Origin of the sequence: Bacillus sp. NSP9.1 (assembly GCF_000465465.2) — a bacterium.
Taxonomy (GTDB): domain Bacteria; phylum Bacillota; class Bacilli; order Bacillales; family Bacillaceae; genus Bacillus; species Bacillus sonorensis_A.
This window is the reverse complement of record NZ_CP048273.1, coordinates 3,635,001-3,654,397: the sequence shown is the minus strand read 5'-3', so window position 1 is coordinate 3,654,397 and position 19,397 is coordinate 3,635,001. Positions and strand designations below refer to the sequence as shown.

The following is a 19,397-nucleotide window of genomic DNA, read 5'->3' as shown; positions in this document are numbered from 1 at the left end:
CCTAATGGTGCTAGAATCAACAAATTCCAAAAACGAAAACCAAGAGAGCATAAATATGGATCTTGCCTGAAATATTTAACGCTTTTGCTTTCTTCACTTTTAATGTAACATGTTATCGTATATGCATATAGTTTACAACAAAAAGCCGATGCAACAAAAGTGAAGTATGCTAATGTGACGAGGACCGGCAAGGAGAAGTTTCATCATGGATCTGGAAAAAAAGTTAGAGCAAAAGAACATTAAACAATTTCAAGAAGATTTAATTTCCTGGTATGAAAGAGAAAAGCGCGATCTGCCCTGGCGTTCAGACAGCGATCCTTATAAAGTCTGGGTTTCTGAAGTGATGCTTCAGCAGACAAGGGTGGATACGGTCATCCCGTATTTCAACAACTTCATTGAACAATTTCCGAACGTTGCGGCGCTTGCTGAAGCTGACGAAGAAAAAGTCCTGAAAGCCTGGGAAGGATTGGGATACTATTCAAGGGTCCGGAATCTGCAAAGCGCGGTCAAAGAAGTCCATGAACAATACGGGGGCGTTGTTCCTTCTACAAAAGAGGAATTTGGCGGTTTAAAAGGTGTAGGCCCCTATACAAGGGGGGCGGTGCTGAGCATCGCCTACAACCAGCCGATTCCGGCGGTCGACGGCAATGTCATGCGGGTGATGTCGCGCATTTTATCCATCTGGGACGATATCGCAAAACCAAAAACGAAAAGCACATTTGAAAAAATCGTTGCCGCATTTATTTCCAAAGGCAAACCGTCCGAATTCAATCAGGGGCTGATGGAGCTTGGCGCTGTCATCTGCACGCCGAAATCGCCAATGTGTCTTCATTGCCCTGTCCGCGAGCATTGTTCAGCTTTTGCAGAAGGGTGTGAAAAAGAACTCCCTGTCAAAAGCAAAAAGAAGAAGCCGGCGCTAAAAAGCCTTGCAGCCGTTGTCCTGACGGATGAAGAAGGATGCTTTTACATCCATAAAAGGCCTGAGCGCGGCCTGCTGGCGAATCTTTGGGAATTCCCGAACACAGAAACGATAAAAAGCCTTAAACCTGAGCGTGAGCAGCTCGCCGCTTTTTTAAAGGAACAAGCAGGAGTCGAGGCGGAAATCGGTCCGCTCGAAGGGGTCGTTGAACACGTTTTTACCCACCTTGTCTGGAATATTTCCGTTTTTTTCGGGAAAACATTGCACAAGCCTAATCATTCATACTTGAAAAAGGTTACGAAAGAAGAGCTTGAACAATACGCCTTCCCGGTTTCACATCAGAAAATATGGAATATGTATATGAAATAGGCAGCTTGACTGTGCACGCTTCCCTCTAGTCGTACTGGATATCGGTGCCGTGGGTATAGTCGGCTTCACGGCGGTGCAAACCGCCTCTTGCTTTTATTTCTTTGACGACTTCCACATATTCGGCATGCCCTTCCTCATTTAAAAAAGGCATCATCTGCTGGAAGGCGTTGTGGAAAAAGAGAAGCTCCGATTCCTTCCACTCATCCTTCGGGGTCTGATCGAGCTCACTCATGTCCCGTCCGACGTACATAAGGCGCAAGCCTCCTTTTTGATTGATGTCATGACCATTATTTTTTAACAAAAGCAAATAACTATACTAGGAGATGGATAACATGGAACAAAAAAAATGTGCGCTTATTACAGGAAGCAGCCGCGGTGTCGGAAAGGCAGCCGCACTGAGGCTGGCAGAAAACGGCTATCATATCGTCATCAACTATGCGAGAAGCAAAAAAGCGGCCCTTGAAACGGCTGAAGAAATTGAAAAGCTCGGTGTCAAAGCATTGGTCGTCAAAGCGAATGTCGGACAGCCGGCGAAAATAAAAGACATGTTCCAGCAAATTGAGGAAACATTCGGCAGACTGGACGTGTTCGTCAATAACGCCGCATCAGGCGTATTGCGCCCTGTCATGGAGCTTGAAGAAAGCCATTGGGACTGGACGATGAATATCAATGCCAAAGCTCTGCTTTTCTGCGCACAGGAAGCGGCAAAGCTGATGGAAAAAACGGGCGGCGGCCACATTGTCAGCATCAGCTCGCTCGGCTCGATCCGCTATTTGGAAAACTATACGACAGTCGGCGTTTCCAAGGCGGCGCTTGAATCATTGACGAGATATCTGGCTGTTGAGCTTGCGTCGAAAAACATCATTGTCAATGCCGTATCAGGCGGAGCGATCGATACAGACGCGCTGAAGCATTTTCCAAATCGTGAAGAGCTGCTTGAGGATGCTCGGCAAAACACACCTGCCGGCCGTATGGTTGAGATCAGCGATATGGTTGATGCCGTAGAATTTTTAACTTCCGGAAAAGCGGACATGATCCGCGGCCAGACGATCATCATTGACGGCGGCCGCTCCCTGCTCGTTTAAATTTTTTTAAGCCGGCGTGTATAGGATATCACCCACCTGCACAATCTAATGGTCGTGGAGGTGATATACAATGGCTAACCAACAATCCAAAACAAACGCACAAAAAGTAAGACAACAAAACCAAGCTTCTGCACAAGGCGGTCAGTTCGGCACTGAGTTTGCCAGCGAAACTGATGCGCAGCAAGTAAGAAAAAACAACCAGCAAGCTGAGCAAAATAAACAGCAAAACAGCTAATCACTGAAACAGGAAAAAGCACTTCACAATTCGAGTGGGGTGCTTTTTTCTTTGCCCTTCGTTCCGACAAAACTTCCGATTCTTAGGCAGAATCAGTCAAAGGACATTCGCCAGGTATAGAGAAATGTTACTTAGGCAATAAATGGAGTAGAGCATAGAATGGAGGATCATGAATGCCGGAATTTGAAAACTTGGTTCAGGGGCAGATGGAAATTATGGACAAGCTTTTGTACCTTCAAGCCGAGATTGAGAGATGCCAGGAAATCGAAAAAGAACTTGCGGCCCTTGAAAAAAAAGCCCAGCTTTTATCGATCCGGGAAGAGATATCTCAAAAGCGAAAAGATCTTGCTGCCATTCAGGATTTGTTTCAAAAGCAGACGGAGCAGGTGATTCAGGCTTATCAAAAAATTGAAGCCTGAAAGTTTATGTCGATTTCTCAAAATGAGCCATTCCTGTTCCGGAGTGGCTGTTTTCATTTTCATTTTTTATTTTCAAACGTTATAATAAATAAAAGAACTGTCGGACAGGCGATGTAACACACTGACTTGTAAGGCTTTTGCAAAGAAAGTAGGGGAGAAACATGGGCTTTCCCAAGGAAGGAGAAACCATTCAAATTCATAGCTACAAGCACAATGGGCAAATCCATCGGATATGGAATGAAACGACGATTTTAAAAGCAACGGAATTGTGCATCATCGGCGCCAATGACCGGACAATGGTCACAGAATCTGACGGCCGGACATGGGTGACAAGAGAGCCCGCGATTTGTTATTTCCATGCCAAGCAGTGGTTTAACGTCATCGGCATGCTTCGCGAAGACGGAATTTATTACTATTGTAATATCAGTTCGCCGTTTGCTTTGGACGATGAAGCGATCAAATATATCGACTACGACCTTGATGTGAAGGTCTTCCCGGATATGACGTATCATATCCTTGATGAAGATGAGTATGCCGATCATAAAAAAATGATGAATTATCCAAAAGAAATCGACGGCATTTTAAGATACCATTTAAATACGTTGCTGCATTGGATTCATCAAAGAAAAGGCCCGTTTGCTCCGGAGTTTATCGACATTTGGTATGAACGTTATTTGCATTATACAAAATAATCCAACAGACCTGTTGAGGTTCAACAGGTTTTTTCAGTGAGCTCACACCATCAAAATATAGAGGGGGGATGACGTGTGGGTGTAATCAAAAGATATATGGAGTTTGTCAAGCCGTATAAATGGAAAATCATTCTGACGGTTCTGATTGGCATTATCAAATTTTCTATTCCGCTTGTGATTCCGCTTCTCTTGAAATATGTTGTGGACGACATCATTCAGGGAAACGGAACCGCAGAAGAAAAAACATCAACCTTATTTATTGTAATGGCGGTTATGTTCGCCATTTTTTTGGTGCTTCGGCCACCGGTCGAATATTATCGGCAGTATTTCGCACAGTGGACGGCGAGCAAGGTGCTGTATGACATCAGGGACAGGCTGTTTTCCCACATTCAAAAGCTGAGTCTCAGATACTATGCGAACACCCGTGCAGGCGAAATTATTTCCAGGGTCATCAACGACGTCGAGCAAACGAAGGAATTTGTCATTATTGGTCTTATGAATGTCTGGCTTGACGTCATGACGATTTTTATCGCCGTCACCATCATGCTGACGATGGATGTCAAGCTGACGCTCATTTCGATCGTGCTGTTTCCGCTTTACGGGCTGTCTGTTAAATATTTTTACGGCAGGCTCAGAACCTTGACGAGAGAGCGTTCACAGGCTTTGGCTGAAGTGCAGGGCCATCTTCACGAACGGGTTCAGGGGATGCCGGTGATCAGAAGCTTTGCTATCGAAGATCATGAACAAAAGCAGTTTGACCATGAGAACGGCAATTTTCTCGGCAAAGCGATCCGCCATACGGCTTGGAATGCGAAAACGTTTGCCGTTGTCAATACGATTACCGATCTTGCGCCGCTGATCATCATTACGGTCTCCGGATACTATGTGATTCACGGATCACTGACGGTCGGGACGATGGTGGCGTTTTTCGGCTATATCGAACGCCTTTACAATCCGCTCAGACGCCTGATTAACTCATCAACGACTTTGACCCAGTCCATTGCGTCCATGGACAGGCTGTTTGAATTTATTGATGAGCCGTATGAATTAAAAGATAAGCCGAATGCCGTGAAAGTCGACCGCTTAAAAGGGGTTGTCGAATTTAAAGACGTCTCATTCCAATATGAAAAGTCGGATGAATTGATCCTGCAAAATCTTTCTCTTAAGGCGGAGCAAGGGGAAACGATCGCCCTTGTCGGAATGAGCGGAGGCGGAAAATCAACGCTGGTCAGCCTGATTCCGAGGTTCTACGACGTCACTTCCGGAAACTTGTATATTGACGGCATCGATGTCCGCGATTATCAGGCGCGAAGTCTGAGAAACCAGATCGGCATGGTGCTTCAGGATACGTTTTTGTTCAGCGAATCGATCCGCGAAAACATTTCCATAGGCAAGCCCGAGGCTTCAATGGAGGAAATCATCGAGGCGGCAAAAGCGGCGAATGCCCACGATTTTATTATGGAGCTGCCTGACGGCTATGATACGAAGGTCGGAGAAAGAGGTGTGAAGCTTTCAGGAGGGCAGAAGCAGCGGGTTTCAATCGCAAGGGTGTTCCTGAAGAACCCTCCGCTTTTAATCCTGGATGAAGCAACATCAGCGCTTGACCTTGAAAGCGAGCACTTTATTCAGGAAGCGATGGAAAAGCTTGCAAAGGACAGGACGACCTTTATCGTCGCCCACAGACTGTCAACCATTACACACGCTGATAAAATTGTCGTCATTGAAAACGGCCGTGTTGTAGAAACCGGGACGCACGGGGAATTAATGAGCCGTGACGGCCATTACAAGCATCTGTTTACGATCCAGACATTAAGCTAAATAACGCCGAAAAGCCTGACTTTCGTTTGTGAAGCAAACGAAAGCCGGGCTTTTTTTATCCCGTAAATTTCGTACATATTTCCTAGCTTGTCTAAATACAATTTAAAAAATACAAGCTCCGGAGGTGTATAAGTGGCAAAAGAAAAATTACTTGATGTCTCGGATTTATCTATTTCGTTTCAAAAGAAAAAAACAGAAATCCCGGTTGTTCAAGGCGTTTCTTTTTCAATTCGGCACGGAGAAATCACTGGAGTCGTCGGCGAATCCGGCTGTGGCAAAAGCGTCACATCCATGGCCTTGATGGGGCTGAATGCCAGTACCCGTACGACAGGCCGGATTCTCTTCCAGAAAAAAGATCTTCTCAAGCAGTCTGAAAAAGAATGGAGAAGCATGCGGGGAAATGAAATCGCGATGATTTTTCAAGAGCCAATGACCTCTCTCAACCCTCTTTTCACAATTGGCAGCCAGCTGACAGAAGCACTCTCCAGCCACACCAACATTCAAAAAAAAGACGCGCGCAAAAAATGTGTTCAAATGCTGGAAACCGTCGGTCTTCCGCGGGCGGACCAGCTGATAAAGCAATATCCCCATGAACTGTCAGGCGGCATGAGACAGCGGGTCATGATCGCAATGGCTTTGATTTGCGAACCGAAACTGCTGATTGCCGATGAGCCGACAACAGCTCTTGATGTCACCATCCAGGCGCAAATTCTTTCTCTTTTGAAAAAAATGAACGCCGAATTTGGGACGGCGATTCTCTTGATCACCCATGACCTTGGTGTCGTCCACAATATCTGCGGACGGGTGATGATCATGTATGCCGGCCGCATTGTTGAAGAAGGCAGTGTCACAGCCATTTTCGACAGTCCGAAACATCCGTATACAAAAGGGTTGTTTGCCTCTATCCCCGCATTCACCAGCAAGTCGGAAAGACTGTCTTCAATAGAGGGGCAGGTGCCAAGACCAGGGACCATTAAAAAAGGCTGCATGTTCGCCCCGCGCTGCCCGCACAAAATCGAACGCTGCACACAGGAAGAGCCGAAGATGTGCCGGCTGGGAGATGACCATTCTGTAAAATGTTTTCTCTTTGAGGAGGAAGGTGGAGCAGATGGAGCATGAACTGTTGCGGGTCAGCAAGCTGAAAACGCACTATCCGGCAGCGCGAAAAAAAGTCGTCAAAGCGGTGGATGATGTCTCATTTTCAGTTGAAAAAGGCGAAATTTTAGGGATTGTCGGCGAATCAGGCTGCGGAAAATCAACCTTGGGAAAATCGATCTTGCGGCTGACAGAACCGACTTCAGGTCAGGTGACATTTCTCGGCCGGGAGGTGACAGCTCTCGACGCCAAAGAGCTGCGCAGCATGAGGCGGCACTTTCAAATGATTTTTCAAGATCCGTACGCTTCCTTAAATCCGCGCATGAAAATCAAAGATATTTTAGAGGAACCGCTGATTGTTCATCGCTTAGGATCAAAAGCAGAAAGGAAAGAAGTCGTCCGCTCAATGCTCGAAATTGTCGGGATGGATGCTTCTTATGGAGAGCGCTATGCCCATCAATTCAGCGGAGGCCAGAGGCAGCGGATCGGAATTGCAAAAGCGCTGATCACAAAGCCTAAATTGATCATCGCCGATGAACCAGTCTCCGCGCTCGATGTGTCCGTGCAGGCGCAAATTTTGAATCTCCTGAAAGACCTGCGGGAAGCTTTTGCATTAACCTTTCTCTTTATTTCTCATGATCTTGGAGTCGTCCGCTATCTCAGCGACCGCGTTGCTGTCATGTATGTTGGGAAAATCGTCGAGATGTCAGATGCTGATACTTTATTTAGAGAGCCGAAACACCCTTATACAGAGGCTCTTTTAGAGGCTGTGCCGGTAATCGGCAAAGGGGAGGTTGAGGATAGAATGCAGGATGTCATGGTCTCCGGCGGAAGCGGGAAGGGATGTCCTTTCTACAGCAGGTGTCCGAAGCGCGAAGCGATATGCAAGGAAGCTGAGCCGTTGCTCGCTGAAATATCTGCTGGGCATTATGCGGCATGTCATTTCATAACAGGGGGGCAATAGAATGAAGCGAAAAAGCTGGCTGAAAGGGTTTGGAATGCTGCTGATCATTTCCGTTTTTTTAATGGGATGCTCTGGGAAAGAAGGCGGCGGGGCAAAAACCGAAAAGGATACGCTCATCGTTGGCAGAGGGGGTGATTCAACATCGCTTGACCCGATTACGACGACTGAAGGCGAGGCCTTTAAGGTGACGATCAACATGTTTGAAACACTGCTCAATTACGATGAACAGGACACAAGCCTTAAAGAGGGGCTGGCCGTTAAATGGAATGTGTCAGACGACGGCTTGACCTATACGCTGGATTTGAGAAAAGGTGTTACATTTCATGATGGCACCGATTTTAATGCAGAAGCTGTCAAATATAATTTCGAACGATGGATGAACGGAGATGAAGATCAATTCCCTTACTACGGGATGTTCGGCGGTTATAAAAAAGATGAGGGGCATGTCATCAAAGAGATCAAAGTTCTTGGAGAGCATCAAATCCAATTTATCTTAAAACGCCCGCAAGCGCCGTTTTTAAAGAACCTTGCAATGACATCGTTTGGAATCGCAAGCCCGGCTGCCATCGAAAAATACGGTGATCAATTCCGAGAACACCCCGTCGGCACAGGACCTTATCAATTCGTGGAATGGAAGCCGAACGACCGGATTGTCCTGGAAAAGTTTGACGGTTATTGGGATCAAGACAAACCGAAGCTGAACAAGATTATTTTTAGAGCCATTCCTGAAAACTCGGCCCGTCTCAATGCGCTAAAGACAGGAGAAATCGACTTGATGGACGGTGTCAATCCATCGGATATCGAGAGCATTAAGGCCGACGCCAATCTGCAAATGTTTGAAAGGCCGTCGATGAATGTCGGCTACCTTGGGATGACGACGACAAGAAAGCCGTTTGATAACAAGCTTGTCCGCCAGGCATTGAACTATGCGGTTGATAAACAGGCGATCATCGATTCTTTCTACGGCGGGCTTGCCGAACCGGCAAAAAATCCGCTTCCGCCGTCACTGGAAGGCTACAACGACCAGATAAAGGCCTACCCGTACGATCTTGAAAAGGCCAAAGAGCTGCTGAAAAAAGCCGGATATCCGAATGGCTTTGACATGAAGCTGTGGGCGATGCCTGTTCCGCGTCCATATATGCCGGACGGGATGAAAATCGCTGAAGTGATTCAATCAAGCTTTGCGAAAATCGGTGTCAAAGCGGAAATCGTCACATATGACTGGGCCACTTATATCGACAAAGTGAGCAAAGGCGAAGCTGATGCGTTTTTAATGGGATGGACCGGCGACAACGGAGATCCGGACAATTTCATCTACACATTGCTTGATAAAGACAATATCGGCGGCAACAACTACAGCTATTTCAGCAATGACAAGCTCCATGACATGTTGATCGAGGCGCAGTCGAACCCTGATCAAAAGAAGAGAAATCAGCTTTATCAAAAAGCGCAGGAGCTGATTCATGAAGAATCGCCGTGGGTTCCGCTCGTCCACTCGACACCGATTTTGGCCGGGACAAAAGACATCAGCGGCTATGTTCCTCATCCGACAGGAAGTGAAGTCTTATCAAATGTAGAGTTTAAATAGTTCACAAGGTGGTGACAGCCGTTGCTAGCTTACTGCTTAAAACGGACCGTCATGCTGATTCCCGTCCTTATCGGCATGACCCTCGTCGTTTTTTCGATCATCCGCTTTATTCCCGGCAACCCGGCCCAGGTGATCCTCGGCCAGCGAGCGACAAAGCAGGCGGTCGAACAGCTGACAAGTCAGCTCGGCCTTGATCAGCCCTGGTATATTCAATACGGCCAATATATCGGGGATTTGCTGAGAGGGGACCTGGGGACTTCAATCCGCACGGGAGCGGCGATTACAAAAGAAATTCAGCCATATTTATTCGCCACTCTCGAGCTTGCTTTTTTTGCGATGGTGATCGCGGTGATCATCGGTGTAAATGCCGGAATCATCAGCGCCTGGTTTAAAAACTCGGCGTTTGATTACTTTGCCATGCTGCTGGCTTTAATCGGCGTTTCTATGCCGATCTTCTGGCTCGGATTAATGGGGCAATGGTTGTTTTCCATTGAATTGGGCTGGCTGCCCACAACAGGAAGAGAAAATGTCCGCAATCCGGTCGAAGCCGTTACCTATATTCATACGATTGATACTCTATGGAACGGGCGATTTGATCAGTTTGTTGAAACGATCCGTCATTTAATTTTGCCGGGAACCGCTCTGGCGACCATTCCGGCGGCGATTATCGCCAGGATTACGAGAGCGAGCATGATAGAGGTTCTGCAATCCGATTATATCCGTACCGCAAAGGCAAAAGGCGTTCAAATGCTTTTTGTCATCTACAAGCATGGTTTAAAAAACGCTTTGATTCCGATTCTTACCGTCGTCGGCCTGCAAACCGGACTGCTTTTAGGCGGCGCGATTTTGACGGAGACGATTTTTGCCTGGCCGGGCATTGGCCGCTACATTTATGATGCGATCAGCTACCGCGACTATCCGGTGATTCAATCAGGCATCCTTGTGATCGCCTTCATCTTCGTCATGATTAATTTTATCGTTGATCTGCTGTATGCCGTCATCGATCCGAGAATCAAATATTAGGAGGCGGGGAATGTGGTTGTGCTGCAAAAAGTGCGGCAGAGGGGAGAAGCGGACAGCCGCTCTCCTTTGTCGGAAAACATTCGGCGGTTTCTTGATCATAAATTGGCCGCGGCCGGCACTATCATTGTCGCGCTGTTTATTCTGCTGGCCATTTTTGCGCCGCTGATTTCGCCTTACGGATTAAATGACCAATCGCTGTCAGACAGGCTTGCTGCTCCATCCGCTGAACACCTCTTTGGCACGGACGATTTTGGCAGGGATATCTTTTCGAGAGTGCTGTACGGAGCAAGGCTTTCCTTATGGGTCGGTTTTTTCTCCTGCCTGGGCTCGGCACTAGCGGGAACGCTTTTGGGGCTGATTGCGGGATTTTACGGGAGATGGGCGGATGCCGTGATTTCAAGAATGTTTGACATCTTGCTTGCGTTTCCCAGCATTTTGCTTGCGATTGCCATTGTCGCCATCCTTGGCCCGTCTTTGGAAAATGCCTTGATCGCCATCGCCATCATCAACATCCCGACATTCGGAAGGCTTGTCCGTTCAAAGGTGCTCAGCATCAGGCAGGAAGAATATATTTTATCGGCGCGGGCGGTCGGGATGTCCAATATGAGAATGATGTTTAAACACATTCTTCCGAACAGCATGGCTCCGGTTATCGTTCAAGCCACACTCAATATCGGAACAGCGATTATCGAAGCGGCGGCGCTCGGCTTTTTGGGGCTCGGTGCGCAGGCGCCGAATCCTGAATGGGGTAAAATGCTCGCTGATGCAAGACCGTATTTGGCACAGGCGCCATGGACCTTATTTTTTCCCGGCATAGCGATTATGCTGACGGTGCTCGGCTTTAATTTAATGGGCGACGGGCTTCGGGACACCCTTGATCCAAAGATGAAGGAAGGCCGATAAAAAAACCGGTTAACGATTTCGTTAACCGGTTTTATTCTTCAACTTCAAGCTCGCTGTCTTTTTTATGATAGGTTTGAAAGCTTGAAATCAATGTTTCCAAATGCTCCAGCTGCTCGCGGTATTCCACAGTGCTGGCCATGATGGTCAGCATATTGTAGTCCAGCAGATCTTCTTTTAATTTATCCTGGTTTTTCAGGAACGACTCGGTCAAATGCTGTTTATACACGTCTCCTTCTTCATGGAGATCAACGGTATCCTGTGTTTTGATCTTGCCGACGAATCTCATTAAAATCCGTTCATGCCAATGCAGCAGGTAGTCAAGCTCTTCCACAAGCGTTTCTTGAAATTCCTCAGGCATGTGGTAAAAGTCGTTTTCCAGGCGGTGCAGCTTTTTCAAAGCGTCGAGCGCCCGGTTGGATGCAATGATCGCCTGTCTGAACAGCACGAGCTTTCTCTGCTTCACATATGTGGATCGTTTTAAATAGCTTCTTTCTTCTTTATAGAGCAAGTAAAGGTGATCGACCTTCATCATTTTTTCTTTCAGTTTTTCGATGTCTTCTTTCAGCATGGAATGTTCCGTTGTCTTCCGTGTCAACAGCCTGATCCATTTAATGACTTCATCTGTGTTTTCAACAATATGGCTGACGAGCTTTGTTTCATATTTCGGCGGCAGAAAAATCAGGTTGACCAGGAACGCGGACAAAACGCCGAGAATAACCGTTCCGGTTCTCACGAGGGCAAACAATAAAAAATTGTCGCCTGAGCTCTCCAATATGGCAATCACGGTAACAAGAGCGATCGAAATGGTGTTTTCGATCTTCAACTTCAAGTTGATCGTAATGACAATGACCGCCGTCAATCCGATAATAATCGGACTGGGTTCAAAAATAAGTCCAAAAATAATAGCTGTCGCCGCTCCGATAATATTCGCCTGCACCTGATCGACAATCGTTAAAAATGAACGATAAATCGAAGGCTGGATCGCAAAAATAGCCGCAATTCCGGCAAAAACCGGTGTAGGAAGGCCGATCCATTCCGCGAGGTATAGAGCGAGCGTGATGGCAATCCCTGTTTTGAAAATACGGGCACCAAGTTTCATTAGGCTGTACCTGCATCCCTTTCTATATAAAATTCGTTCTTTCTCTGTTAATTTGCCAAACAATAAAGTAATATACAGCGATCTTCGGAAATATTCAACCCATTTTAAAGAAAAAACAAATCATTGACAAAGTTTCAAACCTGAATGCACCTTTCGCCCTTTTAAGTGACAAAAAAGAGAGCGGTCCGCTCTCTTTTATTTGCGCTGTTTCAATTGTTCAAATGATTCATCCACGGCTTTCAGCGTGTCCTCTATATCTTTTTCGGTGTGAGCGGTCGTGATAAACCAAGCCTCATATTTAGACGGGGCAAGATTGACGCCGCGCTCGAGCATCAGTTTGAAAAACGCCGCGAACATCTCTCCATCCGTATTTTCTGCCTGCTCATAGTTTTCGATTTTGTCTTTTGTAAAGTATACGGTAAGCGCGCCTTTGAGTCGATTAACGGTAATAGCGATGCCATGCCTTTTCGCATGTGTCACGATTCCTTCCTCAAGCATGGCGCCAAGGCGGTCAAGCTTTTCATATGTGCCTTTTTCTTTCAGCACCTCCAGGCAGGCGATACCGGATAAGATGGACGCCGGGTTTCCGGCCATTGTCCCGGCCTGATACGCCGGTCCGAGAGGCGCCACCTGTTCCATAATTTCTTTTTTGCCTCCATAGGCGCCGATCGGCAGTCCGCCGCCGATAATTTTACCGAGCGCCGTCAAATCCGGCTTGACGCCTAAGAGATCTTGAGCTCCGCCGTACATAAAGCGGAAAGCGGTAATCACTTCATCGTAAATAACCAATGCTCCGGCTTTATGCGTCAACTCGTTCACCTGTTCAAGGAAGCCTTTTTTCGGTTCTACGATGCCGAAGTTTCCGACGATCGGTTCGACAAGCACGGCCGCCACATCATCGCCCCATTTATCAAGCGCTTCTTTATAGCGGTCGATATCATTGAAAGGAACGGTAATCACTTCATTTGCAATGCTTTTCGGAACCCCGGCGGAATCGGGTGTCCCGAGGGTGGACGGGCCCGAACCGGCCGCGACCAGTACGAGATCGGAATGACCGTGATAGCATCCGGCAAACTTGATGATTTTCGTTCTGCCGGTATAGGCGCGCGCGACACGGATTGTCGTCATCACGGCCTCCGTCCCCGAATTGACGAATCTTACTTTATCCAATGAAGGAATGGCTTCTTTAAGCATTTTGGCAAATGTGACTTCGTGTTTTGTCGGTGTTCCGTAGAGGACGCCGTTTTCTGCCGCTTTTTGAATGGCTTTCGTAATGTGCGGATGGGCATGGCCGGTGATGATCGGGCCATATGCCGCCAGATAATCTATGTATTTGTTGCCGTCTACGTCCCAAAAATAAGCGCCGCGGCCTTTTTCCATCGCGACCGGAGATCCTCCGCCGACAGCCTTGTATGATCTTGACGGGCTGTTGACGCCGCCTACTATATGTTGAAGAGCTTCTTCATGAAGCTTTTCAGATTGTGTGTGCTGCATAATATCCTCCTTATTTCTGCTCCTTCTTTCTATTGTTATATTGTAACACGATGGTGACAGAGAGCAAAAAAGAAGCCGCCGACATTTGAATAGGAGGAAACTTATTTTATAATGGGGGAAGCAACTGAAAAACAGGAGGTAAAACAATGACTGTTGAAATTGGACAAAAAGTACCTGATATTGAACTTTTGGGCGATCATGGAGAAAAAGTAAAGCTCTCGGACTTTGAAGGGAAGTATATCGTGCTTTATTTTTATCCGAAAGACATGACCCCGGGGTGTACGACAGAAGCTTGTGATTTCAGAGACAGCCACGAGAGCTTTAAGGAACTTGATGCTGTCATTATCGGGGTCAGCCCTGATGATCAAACACGCCATGAAAAATTCAAGGAAAAACACGATCTTCCGTTTTTGCTGCTCGTCGATGATGAACATCAGCTTGCCGAAAGCTTTGATGTCTGGAAGCTGAAAAAGAACTTCGGCAAAGAATATATGGGAATTGAACGTTCAACCTTTCTGATCGATAAAGAAGGACGCTTAGTGAAAGAATGGCGAAAAGTGAAGGTTAAAGATCATGTTGCGGAGGCTCTGCAAGCAGTCAGAGACGCCGCCGGCAAATAAGCAGCATTTACGGGGGCCGAACTTTTCATAAGGAATCGGCCCTTTTTATGGTCATATTTGCCCGGATGTTTGGCCATCATTTTAATAGAGCGCCTTTTTGCTTAAAAAAACGCTTTTTCACAGGGATTGGAATTGACAAAGAAACTTCGCAGGAGTTACACTAATTATAAACATTATAATGTAAGAATTTTTTTTAGAAGAGAGGTGCATGACGATGGCTGAACATAACCTGAAAGAAGCGTTGGAAACGTTGAAGGAAACCGGGGTGCGAATTACTCCTCAACGTCATGCCATTCTGGAATTTCTCGTAAATTCTATGTCTCATCCAACTGCAGATGATATATATAAAGCTCTGGAAGGGAAATTTCCAAACATGAGCGTAGCAACGGTTTATAACAATTTGCGGGTTTTCAAGGAATCAGGGCTCGTAAAGGAATTGACATATGGCGATTCTTCCAGCCGGTTTGACTTCGTAACATCCGAGCATTACCACGCGATTTGTGAACGCTGCGGAAAAATCGTCGATTTTCATTATCCGGGTCTCGACGAAGTGGAACAGCTTGCTTCCCATGTGACAGGTTTCAAAGTCAGTCACCACAGACTGGAGATATACGGTTTATGTCAGGAATGCGATAAAAAAGAAAGCCATTAAAAAGAGCTGGCCGCTTTTTTAACGGTCAGCTTATTTTTGTTTCCCACTTATCTGAGAGACTTTCGGTTGTACGTTTCATTAAACTCTTTTCCTTCAAGGTTTTTGTCCATTGTAAGAGGCTCCCTGCAATGCATGCACATGTCGACCCGGCCCAAGATTTTGGTCGGTTTTTCACAGTTCGGGCAGACGACTTTCACAGCTTTGGTTGAAAGCATCCCGATCCAGAAATAAACCGCTGTGCTCAACATGATAGATAAAACCCCCAAGATCATAAACACCGACATCACGAAGACCGAGGATCTGAAAAAGATTCCGATGTACATAATAATGAAGCCTGCAAAAACCAAGCTTAAGGCAAATGTTCTGATTTTGTTGATTTTGCTTGAATATTTGGCCATATCCATCCCCCTGTCTCTAATATAGCATATCCAGGATGTGTTATTCTGAATTTTTGAGAATGAATTGGAATTTTCTATAGAGAGTTTTGGGGAAATTGATTATAATAATTCAATGTGTTTTCAAAATAAAGGAGTTTTTATTGGCTCGTAGAAGTAGGTAGAACAAAAGAGAAGCTTTTAAGAGCATGTATTTTACATCGTATTGGAGGAATGGTGATGGAAAATCTTCTCCGTCCGATTTACCAAGAAAGAGCAAGCCGCCCCGACACTTTAGCTGTCATGATTATCGAGAGGAGAAATCAAACCTCATCTGCGACAGATAATTTTGATGCGGCATTGCTGGTTATCGTGAACAATGCTGAAGACCCTGTATTCGTGAAGCATTATGAGTTTAACGGAAAAACGGCTTCTCTTCATATTATTTCTGTTAAACAGCTTCAAGAATGGATTTTGCTAGGCACGAACAGAAGAATCATAGATTGGATTTTGAATGGGAAAGTTCTTTTTGACAGAAATGAATTTATCGTAAAGCTGATTGAACAGCTGAATACTTTTCCATTCTCCGAACGGAAATTAAAAATTGGTCTTGAATATGGAAAATTAATCAGAAGGTATATAGAAGGAAAAGCATTTTTTGAGGATGGTCAGCTGCTGGATGCCTATAATTCCATCGTGCATGCCCTCCATCATCTGGCCAGAATCGAAGTGATAGATAAAGGTTTTCATCCCGAAGTGACGGTTTGGAACCAAGTGCGTCACATGGAACCGCAGGTATATAAGCTGTATAAGGAACTGATCGAAAGCAATGAAAGCCTGCATAAAAGATTAGAGTTATTATTTCTCGCAAGCGATTTTCTCATTCATTCAAAAGCAGAAATCGGAGCCGCGCACATTCTTGATGTAATGGATGAAAAAAAGACTTGGCAATTTGCCGAGCTTCTGAAGCATCCTGATCTCAAATACTTTACAGCAGACCTTGGAGTTATTATTGAGTTTTTGACTGAAAAGGATTTGGTGGGCGTCAAGGAGATTGAAACCAAGGGTCAAAAGATTTTTCACCGCGGATATTTTATTAAAAAAAGTGTTGACTCTAAATCATGACGATGTTATAGTATTAAACGTCGCTGTTAGCGAAACGGTTTTTGAGCTGAAAGCAGCAGCGACGAAAATTAAAAAAACATTTGACACGCCTAGTTGAAAATGTTATACTAATAAAGTCGCTTCACTATAGAGTTTGATCCTGGCTCAGGACGAACGCTGGCGGCGTGCCTAATACATGCAAGTCGAGCGGACCGATGGGAGCTTGCTCCCTGAGGTTAGCGGCGGACGGGTGAGTAACACGTGGGTAACCTGCCTGTAAGACTGGGATAACTCCGGGAAACCGGGGCTAATACCGGATGCTTGATTGAACCGCATGGTTCAATCATAAAAGATGGCTTCGGCTATCACTTACAGATGGACCCGCGGCGCATTAGCTAGTTGGTGAGGTAACGGCTCACCAAGGCGACGATGCGTAGCCGACCTGAGAGGGTGATCGGCCACACTGGGACTGAGACACGGCCCAGACTCCTACGGGAGGCAGCAGTAGGGAATCTTCCGCAATGGACGAAAGTCTGACGGAGCAACGCCGCGTGAGTGATGAAGGTTTTCGGATCGTAAAACTCTGTTGTTAGGGAAGAACAAGTACCGTTCGAACAGGGCGGTACCTTGACGGTACCTAACCAGAAAGCCACGGCTAACTACGTGCCAGCAGCCGCGGTAATACGTAGGTGGCAAGCGTTGTCCGGAATTATTGGGCGTAAAGCGCGCGCAGGCGGTTTCTTAAGTCTGATGTGAAAGCCCCCGGCTCAACCGGGGAGGGTCATTGGAAACTGGGGAACTTGAGTGCAGAAGAGGAGAGTGGAATTCCACGTGTAGCGGTGAAATGCGTAGAGATGTGGAGGAACACCAGTGGCGAAGGCGACTCTCTGGTCTGTAACTGACGCTGAGGCGCGAAAGCGTGGGGAGCGAACAGGATTAGATACCCTGGTAGTCCACGCCGTAAACGATGAGTGCTAAGTGTTAGAGGGTTTCCGCCCTTTAGTGCTGCAGCAAACGCATTAAGCACTCCGCCTGGGGAGTACGGTCGCAAGACTGAAACTCAAAGGAATTGACGGGGGCCCGCACAAGCGGTGGAGCATGTGGTTTAATTCGAAGCAACGCGAAGAACCTTACCAGGTCTTGACATCCTCTGACACCCCTAGAGATAGGGCTTCCCCTTCGGGGGCAGAGTGACAGGTGGTGCATGGTTGTCGTCAGCTCGTGTCGTGAGATGTTGGGTTAAGTCCCGCAACGAGCGCAACCCTTGATCTTAGTTGCCAGCATTCAGTTGGGCACTCTAAGGTGACTGCCGGTGACAAACCGGAGGAAGGTGGGGATGACGTCAAATCATCATGCCCCTTATGACCTGGGCTACACACGTGCTACAATGGGCAGAACAAAGGGCAGCGAAGCCGCGAGGCTAAGCCAATCCCACAAATCTGTTCTCAGTTCGGATCGCAGTCTGCAACTCGACTGCGTGAAGCTGGAATCGCTAGTAATCGCGGATCAGCATGCCGCGGTGAATACGTTCCCGGGCCTTGTACACACCGCCCGTCACACCACGAGAGTTTGTAACACCCGAAGTCGGTGAGGTAACCTTTTGGAGCCAGCCGCCGAAGGTGGGACAGATGATTGGGGTGAAGTCGTAACAAGGTAGCCGTATCGGAAGGTGCGGCTGGATCACCTCCTTTCTAAGGATATTATACGGAATATAAGACCTGCGGTCTTATAGACAGGTACGTTAAGCTCTTGTTTAGTTTTGAAGGATCATTCCTTCGAACATAGGAGACACCTGCTAAATACGCCACATCCTGTGGCAACGCATGTGTTAGCACATCCTATGCCGTGTTCTTTGAAAACTAGATAACGAAAGTAGACATTCACAAGAATTTTCTGTAGTGATTCTTTTTAACGGTTAAGTTAGAAAGGGCGCACGGTGGATGCCTTGGCACTAGGAGCCGATGAAGGACGGGACGAACACCGATATGCTTCGGGGAGCTGTAAGCAAGCTTTGATCCGGAGATTTCCGAATGGGGAAACCCACTGCTCGTAATGGAGCAGTATCCATATCTGAATTCATAGGATATGAGAAGGCAGACCCGGGGAACTGAAACATCTAAGTACCCGGAGGAAGAGAAAGCAAATGCGATTCCCTGAGTAGCGGCGAGCGAAACGGGAACAGCCCAAACCAAGAGGCTTGCCTCTTGGGGTTGTAGGACACTCTATACGGAGTTACAAAAGAACGAGGTAGATGAAGAGGTCTGGAAAGGCCCGCCATAGGAGGTAACAGCCCTGTAGTCAAAACTTCGTTCTCTCCTGAGTGGATCCTGAGTACGGCGGAACACGTGAAATTCCGTCGGAATCCGGGAGGACCATCTCCCAAGGCTAAATACTCCCTAGTGACCGATAGTGAACCAGTACCGTGAGGGAAAGGTGAAAAGCACCCCGGAAGGGGAGTGAAAGAGATCCTGAAACCGTGTGCCTACAAGTAGTCAGAGCCCGTTAACGGGTGATGGCGTGCCTTTTGTAGAATGAACCGGCGAGTTACGATCCCGTGCAAGGTTAAGTTTGAAAAGACGGAGCCGCAGCGAAAGCGAGTCTGAATAGGGCGCATCAGTACGTGGTCGTAGACCCGAAACCAGGTGATCTACCCATGTCCAGGGTGAAGTTCAGGTAACACTGAATGGAGGCCCGAACCCACGCACGTTGAAAAGTGCGGGGATGAGGTGTGGGTAGGGGTGAAATGCCAATCGAACCTGGAGATAGCTGGTTCTCTCCGAAATAGCTTTAGGGCTAGCCTCAAGGTAAGAGTCTTGGAGGTAGAGCACTGATTGGACTAGGGGCCCCTACCGGGTTACCGAATTCAGTCAAACTCCGAATGCCAAAGACTTATCCTTGGGAGTCAGACTGCGAGTGATAAGATCCGTAGTCGAAAGGGAAACAG

17 protein-coding genes, 2 rRNA genes and 1 pseudogene (1 of these 20 only partly in view) are annotated in these 19,397 nt (G+C 46.9%); 16 read left to right on the top strand and 4 right to left on the bottom strand.

Features of this window, described 5'->3' with window-relative positions:
• Positions 1-205: 205 nt before the first annotated feature.
• Positions 206-1,288, top strand: a complete 1,083-nt coding sequence (gene mutY, locus M654_RS19055; protein WP_035428760.1) for an A/G-specific adenine glycosylase — start codon at positions 206-208, stop codon at positions 1,286-1,288.
• A 25-nt stretch (positions 1,289-1,313) separates the two neighbouring features.
• On the opposite strand, the gene M654_RS19050 is transcribed toward mutY, so the two are convergent.
• Complete coding sequence (locus tag M654_RS19050; RefSeq protein ID WP_026589515.1) at positions 1,314-1,538, bottom strand: hypothetical protein; 225 nt, start codon at positions 1,536-1,538, stop codon at positions 1,314-1,316.
• Positions 1,539-1,620: 82 nt separating this feature from the next.
• Between M654_RS19050 and fabL the strand changes: the two genes are divergently transcribed.
• The 10 genes and pseudogenes from fabL (at position 1,621) to M654_RS19000 (ending at position 11,110) form a co-directional block, all read left to right on the top strand.
• Positions 1,621-2,373, top strand: coding sequence for an enoyl-[acyl-carrier-protein] reductase FabL (fabL, locus tag M654_RS19045; RefSeq protein ID WP_026589514.1), 753 nt, complete (start codon positions 1,621-1,623; stop codon positions 2,371-2,373).
• An 85-nt stretch (positions 2,374-2,458) separates the two neighbouring features.
• Positions 2,459-2,608, top strand: a pseudogene (locus M654_RS19040) (gamma-type small acid-soluble spore protein); the annotation flags it as partial.
• A gap of 173 nt (positions 2,609-2,781) precedes the next feature.
• Positions 2,782-3,027, top strand: coding sequence for a YgaB family protein (locus M654_RS19035; protein WP_026589513.1), 246 nt, complete (start codon positions 2,782-2,784; stop codon positions 3,025-3,027).
• Positions 3,028-3,188: 161 nt separating this feature from the next.
• The gene (ntdP, locus tag M654_RS19030; RefSeq protein ID WP_026589512.1) at positions 3,189-3,719 is read left to right on the top strand and encodes a nucleoside tri-diphosphate phosphatase; all 531 of its coding nucleotides are present in this window, start codon (positions 3,189-3,191) and stop codon (positions 3,717-3,719) included.
• A gap of 75 nt (positions 3,720-3,794) precedes the next feature.
• The gene (locus M654_RS19025; protein WP_026589511.1) at positions 3,795-5,537 is read left to right on the top strand and encodes an ABC transporter ATP-binding protein; all 1,743 of its coding nucleotides are present in this window, start codon (positions 3,795-3,797) and stop codon (positions 5,535-5,537) included.
• Between the two features lie 132 nt (positions 5,538-5,669).
• Complete coding sequence (locus tag M654_RS19020; protein WP_026589510.1) at positions 5,670-6,656, top strand: ABC transporter ATP-binding protein; 987 nt, start codon at positions 5,670-5,672, stop codon at positions 6,654-6,656.
• Positions 6,646-7,596, top strand: a complete 951-nt coding sequence (locus M654_RS19015; RefSeq protein WP_026589509.1) for an ABC transporter ATP-binding protein — start codon at positions 6,646-6,648, stop codon at positions 7,594-7,596. The genes M654_RS19020 and M654_RS19015 overlap by 11 nt, the downstream gene beginning before the upstream one ends.
• 1 nt (position 7,597) lies before the next feature.
• Positions 7,598-9,184, top strand: a complete 1,587-nt coding sequence (locus M654_RS19010; protein ID WP_026589508.1) for an ABC transporter substrate-binding protein — start codon at positions 7,598-7,600, stop codon at positions 9,182-9,184.
• Between the two features lie 21 nt (positions 9,185-9,205).
• A complete protein-coding gene (locus M654_RS19005) occupies positions 9,206-10,207 on the top strand; it encodes an ABC transporter permease (protein WP_026589507.1) in 1,002 nt (333 codons plus the stop codon).
• Between the two features lie 12 nt (positions 10,208-10,219).
• Complete coding sequence (locus tag M654_RS19000) at positions 10,220-11,110, top strand: ABC transporter permease (RefSeq protein ID WP_026589506.1); 891 nt, start codon at positions 10,220-10,222, stop codon at positions 11,108-11,110.
• Positions 11,111-11,141: 31 nt separating this feature from the next.
• On the opposite strand, the gene M654_RS18995 is transcribed toward M654_RS19000, so the two are convergent.
• On the bottom strand, positions 11,142-12,209 hold the full coding sequence (locus tag M654_RS18995; protein ID WP_026589505.1) for an FUSC family protein: 1,068 nt from the start codon (positions 12,207-12,209) through the stop codon (positions 11,142-11,144).
• A 195-nt stretch (positions 12,210-12,404) separates the two neighbouring features.
• A complete protein-coding gene (locus tag M654_RS18990) occupies positions 12,405-13,703 on the bottom strand; it encodes a glutamate-1-semialdehyde 2,1-aminomutase (RefSeq protein ID WP_026589504.1) in 1,299 nt (432 codons plus the stop codon).
• A gap of 146 nt (positions 13,704-13,849) precedes the next feature.
• On the opposite strand from M654_RS18990, the gene bcp reads away from it, so the two are divergent.
• Together bcp and perR are read left to right on the top strand one after the other, a co-directional pair.
• Positions 13,850-14,323, top strand: a complete 474-nt coding sequence (bcp, locus tag M654_RS18985) for a thioredoxin-dependent thiol peroxidase (RefSeq protein WP_026589503.1) — start codon at positions 13,850-13,852, stop codon at positions 14,321-14,323.
• A gap of 214 nt (positions 14,324-14,537) precedes the next feature.
• Positions 14,538-14,975 (top strand): peroxide-responsive transcriptional repressor PerR, encoded by a 438-nt coding sequence (gene perR / locus M654_RS18980; protein ID WP_026589502.1) that lies wholly within the window; start codon positions 14,538-14,540, stop codon positions 14,973-14,975.
• A gap of 47 nt (positions 14,976-15,022) precedes the next feature.
• On the opposite strand, the gene M654_RS18975 is transcribed toward perR, so the two are convergent.
• Positions 15,023-15,373 carry a YgzB family protein gene (locus M654_RS18975; RefSeq protein ID WP_026589501.1) on the bottom strand — a complete coding sequence of 117 codons (351 nt, stop codon included), beginning with the start codon at positions 15,371-15,373 and terminating at the stop codon, positions 15,023-15,025.
• Positions 15,374-15,589: 216 nt separating this feature from the next.
• On the opposite strand from M654_RS18975, the gene M654_RS18970 reads away from it, so the two are divergent.
• The 3 genes from M654_RS18970 to M654_RS18960 all read left to right on the top strand — a co-directional run.
• A complete protein-coding gene (locus M654_RS18970; RefSeq protein WP_026589500.1) occupies positions 15,590-16,474 on the top strand; it encodes a nucleotidyltransferase-like protein in 885 nt (294 codons plus the stop codon).
• A gap of 121 nt (positions 16,475-16,595) precedes the next feature.
• Positions 16,596-18,144 (top strand): 16S ribosomal RNA (locus M654_RS18965).
• 222 nt (positions 18,145-18,366) lie between these two features.
• Positions 18,367-19,397 (top strand): 23S ribosomal RNA (locus M654_RS18960); it runs 1,901 nt beyond the window's last position.
• Together the 16S and 23S rRNA genes form the textbook arrangement of a ribosomal RNA operon.

Bases quoted from the DNA above. Each gene is read 5' to 3' on its own strand.
- mutY (WP_035428760.1), top strand. From the start codon at position 206: ATGGATCTGGAAAAAAAGTTAGAGCAAAAGAACATTAAACAATTTCAA.
- M654_RS19050 (WP_026589515.1), bottom strand. From the start codon at position 1,538: ATGTACGTCGGACGGGACATGAGTGAGCTCGATCAGACCCCGAAGGAT.
- fabL (WP_026589514.1), top strand. From the start codon at position 1,621: ATGGAACAAAAAAAATGTGCGCTTATTACAGGAAGCAGCCGCGGTGTC.
- M654_RS19035 (WP_026589513.1), top strand. From the start codon at position 2,782: ATGCCGGAATTTGAAAACTTGGTTCAGGGGCAGATGGAAATTATGGAC.
- ntdP (WP_026589512.1), top strand. From the start codon at position 3,189: ATGGGCTTTCCCAAGGAAGGAGAAACCATTCAAATTCATAGCTACAAG.
- M654_RS19015 (WP_026589509.1), top strand. From the start codon at position 6,646: ATGGAGCATGAACTGTTGCGGGTCAGCAAGCTGAAAACGCACTATCCG.
- M654_RS19010 (WP_026589508.1), top strand. From the start codon at position 7,598: ATGAAGCGAAAAAGCTGGCTGAAAGGGTTTGGAATGCTGCTGATCATT.
- M654_RS18995 (WP_026589505.1), bottom strand. From the start codon at position 12,209: ATGAAACTTGGTGCCCGTATTTTCAAAACAGGGATTGCCATCACGCTC.
- M654_RS18990 (WP_026589504.1), bottom strand. From the start codon at position 13,703: ATGCAGCACACACAATCTGAAAAGCTTCATGAAGAAGCTCTTCAACAT.
- bcp (WP_026589503.1), top strand. From the start codon at position 13,850: ATGACTGTTGAAATTGGACAAAAAGTACCTGATATTGAACTTTTGGGC.
- perR (WP_026589502.1), top strand. From the start codon at position 14,538: ATGGCTGAACATAACCTGAAAGAAGCGTTGGAAACGTTGAAGGAAACC.
- M654_RS18975 (WP_026589501.1), bottom strand. From the start codon at position 15,373: ATGGCCAAATATTCAAGCAAAATCAACAAAATCAGAACATTTGCCTTA.
- M654_RS18970 (WP_026589500.1), top strand. From the start codon at position 15,590: ATGGAAAATCTTCTCCGTCCGATTTACCAAGAAAGAGCAAGCCGCCCC.